This window comes from Leifsonia xyli subsp. cynodontis (genome assembly GCF_050632205.1).
GTDB lineage: Bacteria > Actinomycetota > Actinomycetes > Actinomycetales > Microbacteriaceae > Leifsonia > Leifsonia xyli_D.
Genome location: NZ_CP192578.1, coordinates 2,353,941 through 2,373,027 on the forward strand (window position 1 = coordinate 2,353,941; position 19,087 = coordinate 2,373,027).

Genomic DNA, 19,087 nt, shown 5'->3' on the forward strand with positions numbered 1-19,087 from the left:
CGGTTCGATGGGGTGGTGGATCAGGCGGAGAGCTGCACCGCCAGGTCGACGAACAGCGCTGCGGACCATCCGAAGGCGGTGGTCGCCGTGCGCGCCTTGCGGCCGGTGCTGGGGGTGAAGTACTCGTGCGGGCCTCCGCCGTGGATGACGAGGCGCAGCGTCTCCTCGGCCAGCTCACGCGACCGCGCCGGCTGGCCGGAGACCGCGAGGCCCTCGACCAGGAGGGCGTTCACGTTGACCCAGACGGGGCCGCGCCACATCCGCTCGTCCGAGTAGCCGGGGTCGCGCCGGGCGACGGTCGGCACGGTCCAGGGCGTCGCGAAGCGGTCGGGGTCGTCGAGGGCGGCCAGGATGCCGGCGACGAACGTGCCGGGCAACCGCCCGGTCAGAAGGGGCAGGAGCGACACCGCCGTCTCTGATGCGACGGGATGGCCGGCGCCGACCGAGCGGAAGAACCCCGCGGACGCATCCCACATCCCTTCGAGCAGCACGAGGGTGCGAGCCGCGCGTCGGGAGTGGCGCTCGGCCGCCTCCTCGTCTCCGACCGATCGGGCGCGGGACACGAGCAGGTCGTCCTGCAGGATCAGGTAGGCGGCGAGGTCGGGTGAGGAGACCGGCAGCTCGGCGTCGAAGACCGGGCTGTCGTCGAGCCCGGACGAGTAGGGATGGCCGTACTCGGGCATCCCGTCGCCGTCCAGGTCGGAGTGCGTGAACCACCACTCCTGGCTGCGGGCCACCGTCGCCCAGGCGGTGTCGAACCAGGCGGGGTCGTCGACGAACCCCTCCAGCCGGCGCAGCGCCCAGGCGGCGAGGGGCGGCTTCGTCAGGGGGATGGGTGCGGCCGGGGCGGCGATCGCCGAGCCGGCGCGCCGCAGGTTCTCCCGGTCGGCACGGGGAAGATCGTCGCTCGAGGCGAGCACGCCCTCGTCGTGCACGACGTCCGGCAACTGGCCGTCGGCGGTCGGGAAGGCGAAGGCGAGGTCGAGCTGCTCCCGGGCGAGCTGGGGGTCGCCGTGGCGGAGGCCCGACGCGATGAAGTACGCATCCCACTGCCACACGCCGACGTAGCCGATCTTGGACGGCACCACGGCGCGAGCGCCGCGACCGGGGAGCGAGACGATGTTCGCGCCGAGCACCCACCAGCAGAAGGCGGTCATGTCGGCCAGGTCGTCGCGGACGGCGGGTGTGCGCGCGAACCACTCGTCCCAGACGCGGGCGGTCGAGGTCAGCGCAGCGGCGTGATCCACGCGTCCGTCGTCTTCCGAGGCCGCGGTGGCGACCCCGAGCCGCAATGCCCCTCCGCCGAAGGAGAGGCGCACGTGACTGCCCCGGACCTCGGTGTCGTCGGCGCCGGCCGCCCCCAGCGGGCCGTCTGGGCGGACGGGAGGCCGGGGTGCCAGGCGCCCCCGGTGTCGCCCGGCCCGGCGAGCTCCAGCTCCACACTCCAGCGGGTGTCACCGCCCAGGCTCAGCGCCGCGGGCCCGTCAAAGGTCAGCGTCACACCAGCGTCCGCGAACTCGATGCGGTCGGGATGCACGCCCGAGACCGATGCGAGACGGCCATCGGCGCCGAAGACCCGCAGCGTGCGCACCAGTACGCAGTCGTCCAGCCGGCGCTCGTACTCGGCCAGCCGTACCGTCAGACCGCCGTCCGCCCGCAGCACCAGGATGCGCGAGCCCGGCAGCGTGAACGGCGCGCTCTCGAGGTCGAGATATCGGGCGGCCCGCTCGCCCGGCGTCATCGGCCGCCCAGCCCGGAGGCCGCCATGCTGCCGATGATGCGGCGCTGGCCGATCACGAAGGCGATCAGCATCGGGATGGTCGCGATGGCCGATGCAGCCATGATCAGCCCATAGTTGATCGAGCCGAACTGCCCGCGGAAGCTCTGCAGCAGCAGCGGCACGGTGAACAGCTCCTGCGAGTTCAGGATGACGAGGGGCAGCAGGAAATTGTTCCAGGTGCTCAGCGCCACGATGATGGCGAGCGCGCCGAGCCCGGGCCGCAGGTTGGGGAGGACGACGCTCCAGAAGATGCGCCAGCGCCCGGCGCCGTCGACGATCGCCGCCTCCTCCAGCTCCTTCGGCAGCGACAGCACGAACTGACGCATCAGGAAGACGGCGAAGGGGTTGGCGAGCGCAGCGGGCACGATCAGCGCGAGGTGCGAGTCGACCCAGCCGAGCTTCGCCATCAGGAAGTAGAACGGGATGAGCGTGACCTGCATCGGGATCATCTGCGTGGCCAGGAACAGCACGAACAGCACCCGGCTGCCGCGGAACGGGATCCGCGCGAACGCGTACCCGGCCATCGCGGCGGTGATCAATGTGCCGACGACGACAAGCGCGGCGATGTAGATGGTGTTCCAGTACGCGCTGCCGAACGGCACGTCGTTCCACGCGTCGGCGTAGTTCTGCAGCGTGAACGGCTGGGGCCACAGGCCGAGCGGGTCGTTGAGCAGCTGGGGAAGCGTCTTGAACGAGGTCAGCAGCATCCACAGGAACGGGAAGACCATCGCGAAGCCGCCGACCAGCAGCGCAGCATGCAGGATCGTCGTGCGCACACGGATCCCTCCGCGGCCGGCGCGGGGGCGAGCGCACGCGTGGGCGATCCCCCGGGGCGGGCGCCGTGCGGGAAGGAGCGGGGGCGGCGGGGGCGGCGGTCATGCGGCACCATCCTCGTAGTGGACGAACTTCTTCTGCGCCGTGAACTGGATCCCGGTGATGACCAGGGTGATCACGAGCAGGATGATCGACGCGGCGCTTGCCGGCCCGAACTGGAACTTCCCGAAGCCGAGATCGTAGATGTGGTAGACGATCGTGCGGGTGGCGTTGTCCGGTCCGGCATTGGCCGTAAGGATGAACACCGTGTCGAAGGTCTGCAGCGAGCTGATGAACGCGATGACCGTCGAGAAGAAGATGATCGGCGACAGCAGCGGAAGCCGGACCCGGAAGAACAGGGTGAGTGCGCCCGCGCCGTCGAGCCGCGCGGCCTCGATGACGGACGGCGAGATGTTCTGCAGACCGGCGAGGAAGATGATGACGTTGAGGCCGACGGACGACCAGATGGTCACGATGCACACGGCGATCAGCGCCAGGCGCAGGTCGCCCAGCCAGTCCGGGGGGCCACGTGGAAGACGTTCGCGATGAACCCGCTGACAACGCCGTCCTTTCGCAGCAGCTGCTGCCAGATCATCGCGACGGCGACCGAGGAGGTCACGACCGGCGCGAAGAACAGGATGAGGTAGAGCGTCCGCGTCTTGAGCCGCTCCAGGGCCACGGCGAGCACGACGGCCAGCCCCAGCCCGACCGGCACCGTGATGAGTGCGATCAGCAGCGTGTTGACGATGGAGCGGCCGAACAGCGGGTCGGCCAGCTCGGCACGGAAGTTGTCCAGTCCGACCCAGCCGAGGTCATTGAGGCCGTCCCACTTCGCGAAGGCGAGCACGAGGCTCGCGACGAACGGCACGACGACGAACAGGGTCATGCCGGCGAGTTGCGGGCCGACGAAGACGTAGCCCCAGCGCCGGTCGCGCCGCCGCCAGGCGGACTCCTTCCGGAGCCCGCCCGGCGTCGCGGGGACGACCTCGGCCTCGGCGGCGACGGTTGCTTCCCCTAGTGCAGTCACGGATCGAGCCTCACTTGCCGCCGGTCTTGTCCGCGATCATCTTCGCGACCTCGTCGAGCGTGTCCTGGGTTGAGGACTTGCCCTGGTAGAGCGCGAGCATCTTGTCGCTGATGTCGCTCGAAAGCCCGGGCACGGCCGCCTCGGTCGCATAGTCCTCGAAGCCGACGTCGCGCATGTCGAGCAGGGTCTGCGCGTGCGCCGGGTAGCCGTCGAGCACGACCTTGTCCGCGCCTGTGATCGACGGGACCGCGTTGCCCCCGCCCTGCAGACGCTGGGTCTGGCCCTCGGCCGAGAGGAAGTTCGTCCAGAACGCGAACGCGGCATCCTTGTTCTTCGTCTTGGCGTTGATGGCGAGGTAGCTCACCGCGACGCCGGTCGGAGCCGCCTTGCCGGAGGGCGTCGGCCAGGGCGCGACGTCGTAGTTGTCCGGGTCGCCGGCCGCCTTGACGGTGCCGATGGTGTAGCGGCCCTGGATGAAGAAGCCCGCCTTGTGCGTGACGAAGACGCTGTCGGCGCCCGCCCCCTCGGGGAGGGTGTCGGCGACGACGAACGTTCCGTTCTGGAAGTTCTTGGCCAGCACATCCATGGCCTTGACGCTCGTCTTGTCGGTATCGGCCACGAATTTTCCGGAGTCGTCGAACGCCTTTCCGCCCTGCGACGAGATCCAGCTGTAATGGGTGCTCCAGTAGTTCCAGAACATCGAGCCGGTGAGACCCGCCCCGTGCAGCTTCGCATTCATGTCGAGGAACGCCTCGGTCGTCCACTTGCCCTCGGACGCGAGCTTCGCCGGATCCTCGGTGACGCCCGCCTTCTTCAGGGCGGCCTTGTCGTACCAGAGCGCGTCGGGGTTGGAGTCGTTGGGTGCCGCGTAGAGTTCGTCGCCCTTCTTCGTCGCGCCGAACAGGCCCTGCGAGAAGTCTTCGGGCTTCGTCTTGCTCGCCGACGAGTTCATCAGCGAGGTCAGCGGGAGCAGCGCCTTGGAGTTGACGAACTGGCCGATCTTGTCGTCGCCGATGTAGAAGACGTCGGGCGCGGTGCCCGAGGCGAGTTGCGCCAGGAGCTTGGTGTGGTAGTCGCCGTAGTCCGCCACCGGCTGAAGCACGACCTTGATGTCGGGGTGCTCCTTCATGAACTTCTGGTCGAAGTCCTTGTACCGTGTGAGCTCCTCCGGGGTTCCCCAGGTCGACCAGACGACGGTCTTCGTGCCGGAGCCCGCTCCCGAGCCGGAGCCGGAGCAGGCGGCCATGCTGAGCGCGAGTGCGGCGGCCGCCGTGATGGCCAGCGCCCTTCTCATCTTCGAGTCGACGCGAGACATGAGTACCTCGATCCTTGGAAGCGTCTTTGCTGCGGTGGTGCAGGTGTATTCTGTATACACCATTCACCGCGCGCAACGCAAACGCCCCGGATCCCTCTGCCGGGGAATCCGGGGCGTCGCGGTGGTGCGGGGGCAGCCCGAAGCTCAGCTCCGGACGCCCTCCACCTCCACCTCCGCCTCCGCCTGCGCCCGGACCGCGACCGGCTTCCGGGCGCGGAGCGCGTGGACGGGCAGCCAGACGGCGAGCGCCAGCAGCGCCATCGCGAGCGGGACGTGGATGGCAGTGATCGCATCCTGGCCGTCGTCGGTGATCATGCCGCCGAGGTGCGCCTCGCCCGCCACCAGCAGCACCAGCAGGATGCTGCCGACCACGAGCGGCCGATCGCGCCGCAGCGCGATGATCGCCCACAGCGCGGTGACCGCCGCCAGGACGGTCGTCACCCAGGCGCCGATGTCGTGCACGTGCACCCAGGCGTCGGGCCGGTTGTCGGAGGACAGGAAGATGCCGGCCCAGACGCCCTGGAGGACGACTCCGAGGGCGGTGAGGATGGCGAGGGCGGCGAAGATGCGACGGGCGTTCGTCGACGGGCGTGCAGAGGTCATCGGTCGGTCTCCTTCGAGTGGGTCATTCAACGTGATCTCGCTCGGGTGACGAGGGTGGCCGACGCCAGAGTAGGGACGCATCCTGGACAAGCCCCTCGAATGGGGGTCGACAAGCCCTTCCGGATGCTGTCGCTTTCGTCCTGTACTGCGGGCCGACACAGGCGGGATCCCGCTGACCGAGCGGGCGGAACGTCGTCGGCGGCGCCTCCTCACTCCGTGTGGGAACTCAGAGGATCAGTCCGGAGATGGATGCGCCCCGACCCCTCGCCTTCCTAGTCTGAGCACCATGGCCATGAAGGCGTTCGATCGGCTGGTCCCCTGGATCGTGGGGGCGCTCGTCACCACGGTCGCGATCGCCGCCGTGTACGGAGCGACCCAGCAGAACAACCGCGCCTCGGCCGACGACGCCCCGCAGGCGCTGATCTCGCAGCTGGTCTCCGGCGAGGGAAGGGACACTCCGGCAACGCTGCCGAGCCCGCGTGTCGAGCTGACGGGGAGCCGGATGCCGTTCTACGTCGTCTACAGCGACGACGGCAGATCGATCGCCGGCGACGGCTACCTCGACGGGAGGCGGGCGCGGATCCCGGACGGCGTCCTCCGGACCACCATCGCCGACGGTTCCGATCACGTCACCTGGGAACCGCGACCCGGGTTGCGGTTCGCCCTCACCACCGCCCGGGAGGGCCGGACGGTCATCGCTGCCGGGCAGTCGCTGACCGCATTCGAGCAGCGGACCGACCGCATCGGGCTGCTGCTCGTCCTCGGCTGGCTGATCACCCTGGCCGCGCTGACGTGCGGCTCGGTTCTGCACCTCGTGGTCGGACGCCGCCTCGACCCCTGACGGGTGCGCGACGGCGCGCGTAGTCTCCGGGCATGGTGATGCGCGTCGCGAGCCTGGTGTGCGGGGTCCTCCTGTCGCTGGCGCTATCCGCATGCACCGGCAGCGCAGGTCGTGGTCCGTCCGCGAGCGCGGACGCCCTCACCGGCACCCCGGCCTCCCCATCGCCGAGTCCGACGCCGACCGCGTCCGGCACCATCCAGCATGTGGTGATCATCGTGGAGGAGAACAAGCCCGCACAGTCGATCATCGGCAATCCCGCCGCGCCGTACCTGAACAGCCTCGCCCAGTCCTCCGCGCAGGCGAGCGACTACTCGGCGATCACGCATCCGAGCCTCCCGAACTACCTCGCGCTGACCAGCGGCACGACCGCCGGGATCACCTCGGACTGCAACCCGCCTGGCGGTTCGTGCCTGAGCACCGGGCCGAACCTCGCTCAGGCGCTGGACCGTGCCGGGCGCAGCTGGAGGATGTACGCCGAGAGCATGCCCGCACCCTGCACCGCAGAGAACACGAGCGTCTACGCGGTGAAGCACAACCCGTTCCTCTACTTCCCGAGCGTCACCGCGGACCCTTCCTACTGCGCCGGCCACGACGTCCCCTACGACCTCTTGACCGCCGACCTCGCCACGACGACGTCCCTGCCCGACTTCGCCTTCATCAGCCCGAACCTGTGCGACGACATGCACGACTGCTCCATCGCGCACGGCGACGCGTGGCTGCAGGCGAACATCCCGCGCATCCTCGACTCGCCCGCGTTCACCCGGCAGCGATCGCTCCTGGTCGTCACCTTCGACGAGGGCGACGCCTCGGACAACGTGGTGCCGTGCCTCTTCGCCGGCCCGGCGGCGCGCGCGGATACCGTCTCGGCGCAGCCCTTCACGCACTACTCGCTGCTGCGCACCGTCGAAGACGCGTGGGGGCTGCCGCCGCTGACCGGTGAGGATGCGGCGGCCGCGCCGATGACGGCGCTGCTGCGGTAACGGCTACGCTCCGGGACCCGCCGGGTCGCTCGGGTCGGTCATGCGACGACTCGCTCCCGCGGTGGTGAGGCCGTCGACGCCGCTGCGAGAGCGGACGGGTTCCACGGTCACCCCAGCCGTGTGCTGCGCCGAAGTCGTCTGCGGCGGCGGAGGATCAGCAGGAGGGCTGCCGCGACGACGACGAGGAGAAGCAGCACCGTGCCGGCGACGACCCAGGGAAGCGCCATGGGGGTGCTCTTCTGGGAGTGCGGCGCCGTCGCCGTCCCGCCGGGGGTGTCCTTGACGCCTTGGATGTGGCTCGCGTCCGCGGTCCGGACGATCGGGGTCTTGTCCTCGCCGACGTAGACGCTCGCCAGAGTCGTCACGCGTCGCTCGGCCGACGGGATCTTCCCCACAGCGGCGGGGATGGTGAAGGTGCTGTCCCCACCCGGGGCGATGGTCGGTGTCCAGGTCGCTGTGTTCTTGTCGACCTCCGCTCCGGAGGCTGCGCCGAGCTCGACGTAGCCGGGCGCGTCGAGCACGACGGTGACTTTCGCCTCCGTGGCGCCGAGGTTCTTCACGTGTCCGGTGTAGGTGATCCGGTCGCCGGCCTTGACGGTCTTCTCGCTGTTGGCGAGGGTGACCGAGAGTTGGGCCGCCGGCTGTTCCGCGTGCGCGGATGCCACCGGGGCGGCCACGATCGGAAGCAGTCCCGCAACGGCCCCGGCGGCGATCAGCGTTCGAAAGAGGGTGCGCATCGAGTTCCTTCTGCAGACAGGGCCAGAAGCGTGCCTGAGGATTCCGGGTGGGCCCGCCCGAGGGGCCCACCCGGAATGCATCGCGACTACTGCTTGGCGGTGCGGCGGCGACGGCTGAAGAACGCCAACGCGGCTCCGCCGAGTGCCAACAGCGCTCCGAGAACGCCGATACCGGCGGTGATCGTCGAACCGGTGTCGGCCAGGCCGGCCGGGTCGCCGGGATCACCGATGGTGGTCAGTACGCTGCAGCCCTGCGCTCCGGCACCGGCGACGCAGTTGCCGCCGTCCGGCGTGACGACCGCGTTGACGAGCTTCTTGTCGCCGGCGTCGGGGGTGTCGACCTTCACCGAGTAGGTGATCGTCGCGACCGCGCCCACCGTCAGCGGGCCGGACCAGGACAGCACGGGCTTCACGTAGGTCGCACCGCCCGTGGCGTCACCGTTGTAGACGGCGTCATCGAGCACGTTCGACAGGGTGTCGGTGAACGATGCGGGCGTGGCGGTCGTGTAGTCGACCTTGCCCGTGTTCGTCACGGTGATCGTGTACTTCACCGTGTCTCCGGGCATGGCGTTCCGCGCGTCGACGGTCTTCTTCACGGTGAACCCGGCGACCGGATCGTTCGTGACACAGGATGCGGCAGGGTCGCATTCGCCCCCGTTGCCCGGCACGACCTCGTTCTTCAGCTCGTGGTCGCCGGTGTCCGGGCTGTCGACAGTGACCGAGTAGGTCACCGTGGCGGTCTGACCCACCGGCAGTGCGAGCGCCCAGGCGAGCTTCGGGGCGGTGTAGCTGCCGCCGTTGCTGGCGTCGCCGTTGTAGGCGGCGTCGTCGAGCACGTTGGTCAGGTCGTCCGTGAAGGTCGCCGGCTTGGCCGCGGTGAACGCCGCCTTGCCGGTGTTCGTGACCGTGATCGTGTAGGTGATGGTGTCACCGGGCGCGGCGCTGGTTGCGCTGGACGCCTTGGAGACGGTGAACGCCTGGACGTCCGTGGTCGTCGAGCAGGCCGCCGCCGGGTCGCAGGTTCCGCCGCCGCCGGTCGGGCGGACGGTGTTCGTGATCATCTTGTCGCCGGCATCGGGCTTGTCGACCGTCACCGAGTACGTGATCGTCACGGTGTCGCCGACCGCCAGCGGACCGGACCAGTTCAGGTTCGGCGTCGTGAACGTGGCGCCGCCGGAGGCGTCGCCGTTGTAGACGGCGTCATCCAGCACCGAAGACAGGTCGTCGGTGAACGAGGCCGGCTCGGCCGCCGTGTAGGCGACGGCGCCGGTGTTCTTCACGGTCACCGTGTAGGTGATGGTGTCGCCGGCAGCGACCTCCGTCTTGTCCGCGGTCTTGGCGACCGTGTAGGAGCCCGACGGGATGTCGACGAAGCAGCTGGGGTCGGTCGAACCGACCTCGCAGTTCCCGCCGACGACCGCGTTGTGCAGCTTCTGGTCGCCGGTGTCCGGGGTGTCGACGGTCACGCTGTACGTGAAGGTCTCCGACGCGCCGATCGCCAGCGGGCCGGACCAGGACAGGGTGGGTGCGGCATAGGCCGCACCGCCGGTGGCATCACCGTTGTAGACGGCGTCATCCAGGACCTGGGTGAGGTCGTCCGACCAGGTGGCCGGATCCGCTGCCGTGTAGCCGACCTGGCCGGTGTTGGTCACGGTGATGGTGTACGTGATCTTCCCGCCGGCGATGACGGTGTTCGTGTCAGCCGCCTTCGCGACGGCGAACGACTTCACCGGGGTGGTGGTCTCGCAGCCGCCCGGAGTGGCGCAGCCGCCGTCCGGGGGCAGCAGGACCGCGTTCTTCAGGCTGTGGTCGCCGGTGTCCGGCTTGTTCACCGTCACCGAATAGGTGAGGATGGTGGACCCGCCGACCGGGATCGCCAGAGCCCAGGCCAGGGTCGGCGCCGTGTAGGCGGCGCCGTTGGTGGCGTCTCCGTTGTAGGCGGCGTCATCCAGCACTCCGGACAGGTTGTCGCTGACCGAGGCCGGGTTCGCGGCCGTGTAAGCGACCTGACCGACGTTGGCGACGGTGATCGTGTAGGTGATCACGTCCCCCTCGGTCGCCTGAGTGGAGCTCGAGGTCTTCTGTGCGGTGAACGCCTGAACCAGGTTCGTCACGGTGCAGCTGCCGGCCGGGTCGCAGCTTCCGCCCGGCGGAACGACCGCGTTGGTCAGGGTGCCGTCCCCGCTGCCCGGTGCGCTGACGGTGACCGAATAGGTCACGGTCGTCGTGGCGCCGACGGCCAGCGGACCGGACCAGGAGATCGTCGGTGCAGCGTAGGTGGCCCCGTTGTCGGCGTCGTTGTTGTACGTGGCGTCATCGAGCACCTTGGTCAGGTCGTCGGTGAAGGAGGCGGGGCCGCCGGCGGTGTACGCGACAGCGCCGGTGTTCGTCACGGTCACGTTGTACGTGACGACGTCGCCCGGCTTGACCGCACCGGCCGCGCTAGAGCTCTTGGACACCGAGAACGACTGGACATCGTTCGTCGTCGTGCAGTCGCCCGGGGTGTCGCAGTAGCCGCCGTCACCCGGAACCACCGCGTTGGTGAGCACCTTGTCACCGGTGTCGGGGGCGTTGACGGTTACCGAGTAGGTGACGGTCTGGGTCGCACCGACGGCGAGGGCTCCGGACCACGACAGCTCCGGCGCCGCGTACGTGGCTCCGTTGGTGGCATCCCCGTTGTAGGTCGCGTCGTCGAGGACGTTCGTCAGGTCATCGGTGAAGGTCGCCGGGTCGGCCGCCGTGAAGGCGCCGGTGCCCGTGTTGGTCACGGTCACCGTGTAGGTCACGACGTCGCCCTCGTGCACAGTTCCGGACGGGCTGGACGACTTCGCGACGGAGAAGGTCTGCACCTGCGTGGTCGTGGTGCAGGTCCCCGCCGTGTCGCACGCACCCCCGGCTCCGTGGCACGGACGGTGTTCTTGACCGCCTTGTCGCCGCTGTCCGGGTTGTCGATCGTCACCGAGTACGTGACGATCAGCGTCTGGCCGATCGCCAGCGGTCCCGACCAGGTCAGGTCGGTGCCGGTGACGGCTGCGCCGTTGGTGGCGTCGCCGTTGTAGGTCGCGTCATCGAGCACGCTCGACAGGTCGTCCGTGAAGCCGGCGGGCGCAGCGGACGTGTAGTCGGTGTTTCCGGTGTTGGTCACCGTCACCGTGTAGGTGACCGTGTCGCCGGGCTTGACCATGGTCGTACTGGCCGACTTGGCGACCGTGTACGAACCGGACGGGATCGTCACCGTGCATTCCGGGTTGGTCGATCCCGGCGGGCAGCCGGCCTCGGGCGGAGTGACGACCGAGTTGGTCAGCTTCTGGTCGCCGGTGTCCGGGGTGTTCACCGTCACCGAGTAGGTGAAGGTGGCCGTCGCGCCGATCGCGAGCGGGCCGGACCACGACAGGGTCGGTGCCGAGTAGGTCGCGCCGCCCGTGACGTCCCCGTTGTAGGTGGCGTCGTCCAGGACGGCCGAGAGGTCATCCGACCAGGATGCGGGCGTTCCCGCGGTGTAGTCGACCTGCCCGTCGTTCACCACGGTCACCGTGTAGGTGATCGTGTCGCCCGGGACGACCGTGTTGCTGTCGGCCTTCTTGACGATGTGGAACGAGCGCACCGGAGTGGTCGTGACACACGCGCCCGGGGTCGTGCAGCTGCCGTCGGGGCCGGGGGTGACCTGGTTGCTCAGGATGTGGTTCCCGTTGTCCGGGTTCCGGACCGTCACCGAGTAGGTGATCGTCTGAGTGGCTCCCACCGCCAGGGGCCCGACCAGGACAGCGTGTTCCCGCTGACCGTCGCGCCGTTGCTGGCGTCCCCGTTGTAGATCGCGTCGTCGGTCACGCCGACCAGGCTGTCGGTGAAGGACGCCGGGTCGGCCGCCGTGAAGGGGACGGTTCCCGTGTTGGTCACCGTCACCGCGTAGGTGAGGACGCCACCCGGCGTGATCGTGGTCGCCGAGGCCGACTTCGACACGGAGAAGGTGGGCTGGTTCGGGGTGTTGGTGACCGTGCACGTGTAGGCGGTCGCGGCCGAGACGGTCAGCGTCCACGCGGCGGTGCTGCCGCCCGTCGTCGCCGGATCCCCGTTCGCGTCCACACAGACGACTGTCGGTGCGTACGAGGAGAGGGCGTCCGGAGATCCCGCGGCCATCGCGTCGGTGATCGTGTAGGTGGCGCCCTGCGACACCGGCCAGTTCGTCGTCGACGCGGTCGTCGCGGTGCCGGTCGTGGTGGCCGAGGTGAGCGTCGTACCGCCGGCGTTGTTGAGGCCGACTGTGAACTGGTCCGCAGCCTGAGCGCGGCCGGAGACATCCTTGATCACGGTGATGGTCGGGATCGGGGCCGACGCGCAGCGGGCACCGTCGTTTCCACCGGCCGCGGGGCCAGTGGAGAGGTCGATCGCCTCGCGGGTCACCGGGTTGATCCGGTAGATCTCACCAGTGGAGTTGTTGGAGAAGTAGACGTTCCCCGCTGCATCCGCGTATCCCGCGCCGTACAGGCCCGCCGGAACAACGGCCATCGTTCCGTAGTCCGTGATCGCGTGCGTCGTGGTGTCGAACTTGAGCAGATGACCGTTCAAGTCGAGGTTGTAGAGGCCACCGTTGACGTAGACCCAGTCAGCACCGATCTGCACGTTCGGCAGCGTGCCCTGGGAGATGATCGTTCCGTATGTGGGCGATCCCGCCGCGTAATCGATCTCGAACCAGGGCTGGCCTGGCTGGCTGCGCGTGATCCACAGGTGCCCGGCGCTGTCGAAGTCAGCCACGGTCATTCCCGTCGCGGCGGGATACCCGGCGGGGGTGGGCAGCTGGGTGATCGTGCCGTCGGCCGCGATCTTGACCAGCGCCTGCCTGGTGACCGAATAGGCGTACATGTAGTTGTCCGTCGTGTTGTACGCAACAGCGTTCACCACGTCCGTGAGAGTGAAGGCGGTCGTGTAGGCGCCGGTGACGAGGTCGACCTTGTAGGCGGACGACGTCTGCCCGGTCGGCGTCTGGAACAGGTAGCCGCTGGCGTCACACGTCCACACGGGCGGGTTCGTCACGGTCAGCGTGGTGTCCCCGGGCGGGTTCAGGCCCGTCTCGGTGACGTTGCCGGGTCCGTTGGTGTACGTGCCGGGAGTCGAGGAGGTGACGTTGACGGTCACGGTGCAGGAGGTCATGCCCGCGGTCAGGTTGCCGGTGACGCCGACGGTGGTGCTGCCGGCAGCGGCGGTGACCACGCCGGAGGGGCAGGTGGTTGCGGCGGCGGCCGGCGAGGCGAGAGTGACGCCTGCGGGGAGGTTGTCCGTGAACGACCAGCCGTTCTTCGCGGCGAGTTCGGCGGTGTTCGTGACCGTGAAGGTCAGCTTGCTGGTCTGGCCGGTGTAGATGCTGGTCGGGCTGAAGGACTTGTCCAGCTGCGGGGTCACGTCCAGGATGCGGATGTTGTCGAACGCGGCGTCGTTGCCGACACCGGAGCCGTTCGCGTTCTGCATCCGGACACCCAGGGTGGAGCCGTTGAACAGCACCGATCCGTTCGACGTGTAGGTGCCGACGTTGACCGCCTTCGCCGGGAGCGATCCGTTGGCGGGGACGTTCACCGTCTTGCCGGAGGAGCAGGCGTTGAGCTGTCCGCCCACGTTGGTGGCGGCGCCCGCCTGGTTCAGGAAGGCGAACTGGTACAGCGGCGCCGACACCTGGCAGTTGACGGCCGCGGTGTCGACGCTGAAGGTCAGGAACCGACCGGACGACGAGGCCAGCGGGATGTTGCTCACCGTCTGGAACTCGGTGGCGTTCGCGCCGGGGTTGTTCTCGGTGTAGGCCGCGACCACGTGGTTCGTGGCCGGTGTGGCCGAGCCGGCGTGCACGCCCAGGCCGTAGGCCAGCTGGTTCAGGTTGGCCGCGTCGTTCTCGTTGATGCAGTTGCCGAAGTTCGAGGACGGGGTGTTGGCGTTGCGGATCTGGCCGTTGCAGTTCGCCAACCAGGCTGCGTCGGCGGTGTACTTCTGCCCGCTCGCACCGGTGTAGGCGGTCAGGCCGACGGGCGTGTTGGCGACGCCGTTCTCGAAGTTCTCCTGGAAGACGGTGGTGTTCGCCTGAGGGGTCCCCGGAGTTCCGGGCACCGCCTGCGCGGTTCCGGACGATCCGACCGATACCCAGCCTGCGCTGATCGTCGCGGCCACCACGGCGAGCACGACGGTGGTCGCGGCGGTTCGCCCCGGCCACTTCATCGTCAGCGTGTCGGTTGCCCCGCCTCGGACGACTCTTCTCAACCAGCGCACGCGTGTTCCCCTCATCAGTCAGCGGCAAAAGACCGCTCGGCCGATTCACAGCTAAGCGGTCGCGACACGCCGGCGTCCCGCTCGGGGCGCAGAACGACCCCATGGGGGGGACAAAGTTAACCCTATGCGGCCCCCAAAAGGGGTACATTCGAACACTGTCGGCCCACGAGGGGTGGCCCCCGTTCGGGGCTGACCATTGCACGCACGACTCGGAGACCGCTGCCGGGCCGGCCGAACTGCGCCACACCGGCGCGGTCTGACAATCTACTCACGTGAATGCACGATGACTCCGGATGAGACCACCGGCGAAGAGAGCCACACGATCCTCGATCCACGGCGCGACTCGTCTCAGCTTCCCGTGCTGGTGGCGCACACCGCGGCCCGCTCGGGGTGGCAAGCGGCAGCCGCGGTCATCGAGCAGCATTGGGACTCCTTCGCAGCCGTCGCCCCCGACCAGTTGCTCGCAGCATTGAAGGCTCTCCCCGGCCAAGCATTCGTCGAAGTCCCCGGGCTGCTGGTCGCAGCGAACTATCTGCAGCAGGCCAGCATCCACGACGACCCGACCCGCTTCTTCACCGACGGGCGCCTCACGCAGGCGACCCCGGAGAACGACGAGGCCAGCCTCAGCAACCTCATCCTCCTCACCGGGGAGTCCGCCGCCGCACGCACCAGCGGCCGGCTGGCCATAGCGAGAGCGACGGCCGAACACGCCCGCGATTCTCTGAACGCGCTCCCCTCCGCCGAACGGGCGCCGATGGCGGGATCGCTCCCCCACCTGCGCTTCCAGTGGGGACGCTCACTGGATGCCGCAGACGCCCCTGGAACGTTGGCCGAGTATGAAGAGGCCTACGAACTCGCCCACCTGACACAACAGAATGTGATCGCACGCCGGGCGGCCGGTCACATCGCCTGGCACCACGCCGAACGCGGCCGCCTCCGCCAAGCCGAACTCTGGCTCGCTCGCGCACACGCAGAGCCGGCGACCAATGGCCGCTACGACGTCATCGTCTTCCTGACCTCCGCGTTGATCCGGCACGACCACGAAGACCCCGGCGCCGCTCACGACCTCGGCCGGGCACTCGGGCTACCGCTGGGAGAGCAATGGGCAGCCGCGCTCTGGATCTCCGCCATGATCCAGCACACCAGACCCGGCGCATCCTCCGTGCACGCCCACCTCGAGGCCGCGCTCCAAAGCCATCCGGAAGATCGATCGCCCACCGGCGCCAACCAGCGCTACGTCACCGCGGCGCGAGCCCGACTCGCCCGACTCCGTCCCGGGCTCAAGATCGACCGGTCCCTCCCCGACTCGCCGAGCGCCCTGGATCACCTTCTGGCCGGCGTCGACGCCTGCCAGAAGGGTCGGTACACCACGGCTCTGGCGCACTGCGACGCCGCATCCGCCATGAGCGCCGCGCCCCGGCTGGAAGCACCCGCCTTGCTGGTCGCAGCCGCCTCCCATCTCGCCCTCGGTCATCGTGAGACGGCAGCCGACACCTTCCGGCACGCGAACGCGATCATCGACCGGGAGCGCCTGCTCTCCGCGTACTCGTTCATCCCGACCACCACCGTCGCGACCCTCGCCGTCCTCGCCGGCGAGCCGATCCATAGCCGGAACCACGCCACGGCATCCACTCAGCTCATCCCCCGGCTCAGCCGTCGGGAACGCGAGATCCTGGCGCTCCTTCCCAGCGGCATGCCCATGCCGCGCATCGCGGACGAGCTGTACATCAGCCCCAACACGCTCAAAGCGACCGTCCGCGCCCTCTACCGCAAGCTCGGCGTGAGCTCCCGGCAGGCGGCCGTCGACGCCACGCGACACCTCACCCGCGACAGCCCGCCCGACCAGCACTAGCGGTTCGAGCCCGGGCGGCACGACCGGCGCAGTGGAGTGAGACGTGTCGCGGGTCAGCGGAGCACGGGGTCGCCGTCGCTCACGATGAACCGCTCGACCTCTCGGAGCGTCGGGCTCGACTCCCAATCCCCCGGAGTCATGCAGAGCATCGCTCCGCAGACGTTGGCGCGGTGCAGGCGCGCCTCGACGTCGGAGCCATCCAGCACGCCGCTCAGGTAGCCCGCGACGAAGGCGTCGCCGGCTCCGACCGTGTCGACGACCTCGACCACGAATCCGGGTGCGTCGACGGGCCCGGTCGCGAGGACGGTCGTGGCGCCGCCCGCACCGCGCTTGAGCACGACCTCGGCGGGCCGGTGCTCGAGCAGGCGCTCGCACGCGGCTGCCGCATCCGTGCCCGGGTAGAGGAGTTCGAACTCCTCCGGACCACCGAACACGATGTCCGCGCGCTCGGCGAGCTCGCGGAGCCACGGCCCCGCCACGGCCGGGGCTGCGAGCGAGGACCGGTAGTTGATGTCGAACGTCACGATGACGCCGGCAGCGCGGGCGCGGTCGATCGCGACGGAGAGGGTGTCGCGGGCCGACTCCGAGATCAACGCCGTGATACCGGTGAGGTGCAGCAGGTCGACGTGTTCGATCCAGCCGGCCGGCAGGTCGGCGGGTGAAAGCCTCGATCCGGCCGAACCGGCCCGGTAGTAGAGGACGCGGGTCGAGGTCGGCCGGGGACGCTCCTTGAGCATGAGCCCCGTGGGCGCACCTGCGTCCACGACGGCGCGGGCGTCGACGCCCTCGGCGCGGATCTCGCGCGCGACGAGTTCCCCGAGCGAGTCGTCGCCGACGCGTCCGAGCCACGTGACGTCGAGGCCGAGACGGCTCAGGGCGATCGCGACGTTGCTCTCCGCTCCGCCGATACCGAGGGCGAGGTCGGACGCGTGCCGGAACGAGCCGATGTCGCGGCTGCGCACCAGGGCCATCGTCTCGCCGAGCGTCGCGACCCGTGGACGGCCGGGCATGGAGGTCATCGCGCGCGGCCCGCCGCGACGCCGACGAAGGCCCGGGCCCGCTCGCGCAGCGCGCCGAGGTCGCCGCCCTCGAACGCGTCGCCCAGCAGCGGGCCGCCGACGCTCACGGCCGCCGCGCCCGCCGCGAGCCACTGTGCGGCGTTCTCGAGGTCGACGCCTCCGGACGGCACGACCTCGATGTCGGGGAACGGCCCCCGAAGATCCTTGAGATATCCCGCGCCGAGCCGTCCGGCGGGGAACACCTTGACCGCGGACGCGCCGGCCGACCAGGAGCCGAACAGCTCCGTCGGCGTGAACCCGCCGGGCACGAGCGGCACACCGGCCCGCACCGCCTCGGCGAGGAGCGCGGGCACGGTGATCGGCGTGACGAGGTAGCGGGCCCCGGCATCCGCCGCGCGCCGGAGCTGGCCGGTGTCGGTCACGGTCCCCACACCGAGGTCGGCGTCGCCGCCGAAGCGCTCGAGCAGCCGCGGAAGCCGCTCGATCGTCCCCGGTGTGGTGAGGGTCAGCTCGACACTGCGGATGCCTGCGTCGATGAGCGCCTCGAGTACGGAGTCGTAGTCCTCGGCACGCCGTGCCCGCGCCACGACGATGAGGCGGGCCTGCGCGGTCTTGTGCGGGAGGGGGAGCCGCGCCGAGTCACCAGTCATGGACGGTCCCGTCGGTGAGACGGTTCACCGGGAGGTACGCCTTGGTGTACTCGAAACCGGATGCTGCGTCCTCGTCGAGCTCGACACCGAGCCCCGGCTGCTCCCCGGGGTGCAGGAAACCGCGGTCGAACGTGAAGGAGGTCTGGAACACCTCCAGCGTCTGTTCGTTGTGCGGCATGTACTCCTGGATGCCGAAATTGTGGATCGCGAGGTCGAGGTGGAGGGCCGCGGCCATGCCGACGGGAGAGATGTCGGTCGGGCCGTGGATGCCGGACTTGATGCCGTAGATCGCGGCGAAGTCGAGGAGCTTCTTCATCGCCGTGATGCCGCCGGTGTGGGTGACGGCGGAGCGGACGTAGTCGATGAGGCGCTCGGTGATGAGCGTCTGGTAGTCGAAGACGGTATTGAAGACTTCGCCGATCGCGAGGGGCGTCGTCGAGTGCTGGCGCACGAGACGCAGCGCCGTCTGGTCCTCGCCGGGGGTGCAGTCCTCCAGCCAGAACAGGTCGTAGGGCTCGATGTCCTTCGCGAAGCGCGCGGCTTCGATCGGCGTCATGCGGTGGTGACCGTCGTGGAGGATCCGGAGGTCGGTGCCGAAGTCCTCGCGGATCTTGGCGAAGATGCCCGGCATGTGGTTGAGGTAGGTGCGGGTGTCCCACATCTCCTCGCTGGGGCGGCCGTTCTCGGCGCGCTTTGCCGGCTCGTAGTCGTAGCGGACGCCGGGTCCGGCCGCCGAGACACCGTAGATCTGGCCGAGTCCCGGCACGCCGGTCTGCACGCGCACGGCGGTGAAGCCGAGCTCCTGGTAGCCGGTGATGGCGTTGGCGAGCGCGTCGTAGTCGGTACCGGAGGCGTGGGCGTAGACGCGGACGCCCGAGCGGCTGGCGCCGCCGAGGAGCTGGTAGAGCGGCATCCCGGCCTTCTTCGCCTTGATGTCCCAGAGCGCCATGTCGACCGCGGCGATGGCCGCCATCGTGACCGGGCCGCGCCGCCAGTACGGGCCGCGGTAGAGGTACTGCCAGGTGTCCTCGATACGGTCCTCGTCGCGACCGATGAGGGTGGATGCGACGTGGTCCCTCAGATAGGAGGCGACCGACAGCTCTCGCCCGTTGAGGGTCGCGTCGCCCCAGCCGACGATGCCGTCCGACGTCGTGATCTTGAGGGTCACGAAGTTGCGCCCCGGGCTGGTGATGATGGTGTCGACGCGGTCGACGGTCATGG

The 19,087-nt window shown here is 69.4% G+C and carries 17 protein-coding genes; 3 read left to right on the plus strand and 14 right to left on the minus strand.

Translation table 11 applies throughout. The annotated features are described in order from the left end of the window. Positions 1-20: 20 nt before the first annotated feature. From ACQ86M_RS11680 to ACQ86M_RS11710, 7 genes are all read right to left on the minus strand, one after another. A complete protein-coding gene (locus ACQ86M_RS11680; RefSeq protein ID WP_431245567.1) occupies positions 21-1,247 on the minus strand; it encodes an amylo-alpha-1,6-glucosidase in 1,227 nt (408 codons plus the stop codon). Then, positions 1,226-1,741: a hypothetical protein gene (locus ACQ86M_RS11685; protein WP_431245568.1), complete on the minus strand. Its 516-nt coding sequence runs from the start codon at positions 1,739-1,741 to the stop codon at positions 1,226-1,228. Before ACQ86M_RS11685 ends, ACQ86M_RS11680 begins: the two co-directional genes overlap by 22 nt. Further along, positions 1,738-2,556: a carbohydrate ABC transporter permease gene (locus ACQ86M_RS11690; protein WP_431245569.1), complete on the minus strand. Its 819-nt coding sequence runs from the start codon at positions 2,554-2,556 to the stop codon at positions 1,738-1,740. Before ACQ86M_RS11690 ends, ACQ86M_RS11685 begins: the two co-directional genes overlap by 4 nt. Positions 2,557-2,655: 99 nt before the next feature. Continuing rightward, the gene (locus ACQ86M_RS11695; protein WP_431245570.1) at positions 2,656-3,075 is read right to left on the minus strand and encodes a carbohydrate ABC transporter permease; all 420 of its coding nucleotides are present in this window, start codon (positions 3,073-3,075) and stop codon (positions 2,656-2,658) included. 5 nt (positions 3,076-3,080) lie between these two features. Beyond that, on the minus strand, positions 3,081-3,620 hold the full coding sequence (locus tag ACQ86M_RS11700; protein WP_431245571.1) for a carbohydrate ABC transporter permease: 540 nt from the start codon (positions 3,618-3,620) through the stop codon (positions 3,081-3,083). A 10-nt stretch (positions 3,621-3,630) separates the two neighbouring features. Beyond that, the gene (locus ACQ86M_RS11705; protein ID WP_431245572.1) at positions 3,631-4,935 is read right to left on the minus strand and encodes an ABC transporter substrate-binding protein; all 1,305 of its coding nucleotides are present in this window, start codon (positions 4,933-4,935) and stop codon (positions 3,631-3,633) included. A gap of 144 nt (positions 4,936-5,079) precedes the next feature. Beyond that, positions 5,080-5,538, minus strand: a complete 459-nt coding sequence (locus ACQ86M_RS11710; protein ID WP_431218836.1) for a hypothetical protein — start codon at positions 5,536-5,538, stop codon at positions 5,080-5,082. Between the two features lie 286 nt (positions 5,539-5,824). On the opposite strand from ACQ86M_RS11710, the gene ACQ86M_RS11715 reads away from it, so the two are divergent. Both ACQ86M_RS11715 and ACQ86M_RS11720 read left to right on the plus strand, forming a co-directional pair. Beyond that, positions 5,825-6,379 carry a hypothetical protein gene (locus ACQ86M_RS11715; RefSeq protein ID WP_431245573.1) on the plus strand — a complete coding sequence of 185 codons (555 nt, stop codon included), beginning with the start codon at positions 5,825-5,827 and terminating at the stop codon, positions 6,377-6,379. 32 nt (positions 6,380-6,411) lie between these two features. Continuing rightward, entirely contained in the window at positions 6,412-7,359 is a 948-nt protein-coding gene (locus ACQ86M_RS11720; protein WP_431245574.1) for an alkaline phosphatase family protein, read from the plus strand. A gap of 107 nt (positions 7,360-7,466) precedes the next feature. On the opposite strand, the gene ACQ86M_RS11725 is transcribed toward ACQ86M_RS11720, so the two are convergent. The 4 genes from ACQ86M_RS11725 to ACQ86M_RS11740 form a co-directional block, all read right to left on the minus strand. Beyond that, a complete protein-coding gene (locus ACQ86M_RS11725; RefSeq protein WP_431245575.1) occupies positions 7,467-8,096 on the minus strand; it encodes a hypothetical protein in 630 nt (209 codons plus the stop codon). A gap of 86 nt (positions 8,097-8,182) precedes the next feature. Continuing rightward, entirely contained in the window at positions 8,183-10,945 is a 2,763-nt protein-coding gene (locus ACQ86M_RS11730; RefSeq protein WP_431245576.1) for a DUF7507 domain-containing protein, read from the minus strand. Beyond that, positions 10,879-11,808: a hypothetical protein gene (locus tag ACQ86M_RS11735; protein WP_431245577.1), complete on the minus strand. Its 930-nt coding sequence runs from the start codon at positions 11,806-11,808 to the stop codon at positions 10,879-10,881. Before ACQ86M_RS11735 ends, ACQ86M_RS11730 begins: the two co-directional genes overlap by 67 nt. Then, complete coding sequence (locus ACQ86M_RS11740; RefSeq protein WP_431245578.1) at positions 11,805-14,294, minus strand: DUF6923 family protein; 2,490 nt, start codon at positions 14,292-14,294, stop codon at positions 11,805-11,807. The genes ACQ86M_RS11735 and ACQ86M_RS11740 overlap by 4 nt, the downstream gene beginning before the upstream one ends. A gap of 334 nt (positions 14,295-14,628) precedes the next feature. On the opposite strand from ACQ86M_RS11740, the gene ACQ86M_RS11745 reads away from it, so the two are divergent. Further along, positions 14,629-16,197, plus strand: a complete 1,569-nt coding sequence (locus ACQ86M_RS11745) for a helix-turn-helix transcriptional regulator (RefSeq protein WP_431245579.1) — start codon at positions 14,629-14,631, stop codon at positions 16,195-16,197. A 53-nt stretch (positions 16,198-16,250) separates the two neighbouring features. Here the strand turns inward: ACQ86M_RS11745 and ACQ86M_RS11750 are convergent, their stop codons facing one another. Genes ACQ86M_RS11750 through manD form a run of 3 tightly spaced genes read right to left on the minus strand, consistent with a single transcriptional unit; the run spans position 16,251 to position 19,085 of the window. Beyond that, positions 16,251-17,207: a sugar kinase gene (locus ACQ86M_RS11750; RefSeq protein WP_431245580.1), complete on the minus strand. Its 957-nt coding sequence runs from the start codon at positions 17,205-17,207 to the stop codon at positions 16,251-16,253. A 5-nt stretch (positions 17,208-17,212) separates the two neighbouring features. Continuing rightward, positions 17,213-17,866 (minus strand): bifunctional 4-hydroxy-2-oxoglutarate aldolase/2-dehydro-3-deoxy-phosphogluconate aldolase, encoded by a 654-nt coding sequence (locus tag ACQ86M_RS11755; RefSeq protein ID WP_431245581.1) that lies wholly within the window; start codon positions 17,864-17,866, stop codon positions 17,213-17,215. Further along, on the minus strand, positions 17,856-19,085 hold the full coding sequence (manD, locus tag ACQ86M_RS11760; protein WP_431218841.1) for a D-mannonate dehydratase ManD: 1,230 nt from the start codon (positions 19,083-19,085) through the stop codon (positions 17,856-17,858). Before manD ends, ACQ86M_RS11755 begins: the two co-directional genes overlap by 11 nt. Positions 19,086-19,087: the final 2 nt, after the last annotated feature.

Excerpts from the sequence above, each read along its gene's own strand:
- ACQ86M_RS11710 (WP_431218836.1), bottom strand. The coding sequence starts at position 5,538 with ATGACCTCTGCACGCCCGTCGACGAACGCCCGTCGCATCTTCGCCGCC.
- ACQ86M_RS11715 (WP_431245573.1), top strand. The coding sequence starts at position 5,825 with ATGGCCATGAAGGCGTTCGATCGGCTGGTCCCCTGGATCGTGGGGGCG.
- ACQ86M_RS11685 (WP_431245568.1), bottom strand. The coding sequence starts at position 1,741 with ATGACGCCGGGCGAGCGGGCCGCCCGATATCTCGACCTCGAGAGCGCG.
- ACQ86M_RS11740 (WP_431245578.1), bottom strand. The coding sequence starts at position 14,294 with ATGAAGTGGCCGGGGCGAACCGCCGCGACCACCGTCGTGCTCGCCGTG.
- manD (WP_431218841.1), bottom strand. The coding sequence starts at position 19,085 with ATGACCGTCGACCGCGTCGACACCATCATCACCAGCCCGGGGCGCAAC.
- ACQ86M_RS11750 (WP_431245580.1), bottom strand. The coding sequence starts at position 17,207 with ATGCCCGGCCGTCCACGGGTCGCGACGCTCGGCGAGACGATGGCCCTG.
- ACQ86M_RS11725 (WP_431245575.1), bottom strand. The coding sequence starts at position 8,096 with ATGCGCACCCTCTTTCGAACGCTGATCGCCGCCGGGGCCGTTGCGGGA.
- ACQ86M_RS11720 (WP_431245574.1), top strand. The coding sequence starts at position 6,412 with ATGGTGATGCGCGTCGCGAGCCTGGTGTGCGGGGTCCTCCTGTCGCTG.
- ACQ86M_RS11755 (WP_431245581.1), bottom strand. The coding sequence starts at position 17,866 with ATGACTGGTGACTCGGCGCGGCTCCCCCTCCCGCACAAGACCGCGCAG.
- ACQ86M_RS11745 (WP_431245579.1), top strand. The coding sequence starts at position 14,629 with ATGACTCCGGATGAGACCACCGGCGAAGAGAGCCACACGATCCTCGAT.
- ACQ86M_RS11705 (WP_431245572.1), bottom strand. The coding sequence starts at position 4,935 with ATGTCTCGCGTCGACTCGAAGATGAGAAGGGCGCTGGCCATCACGGCG.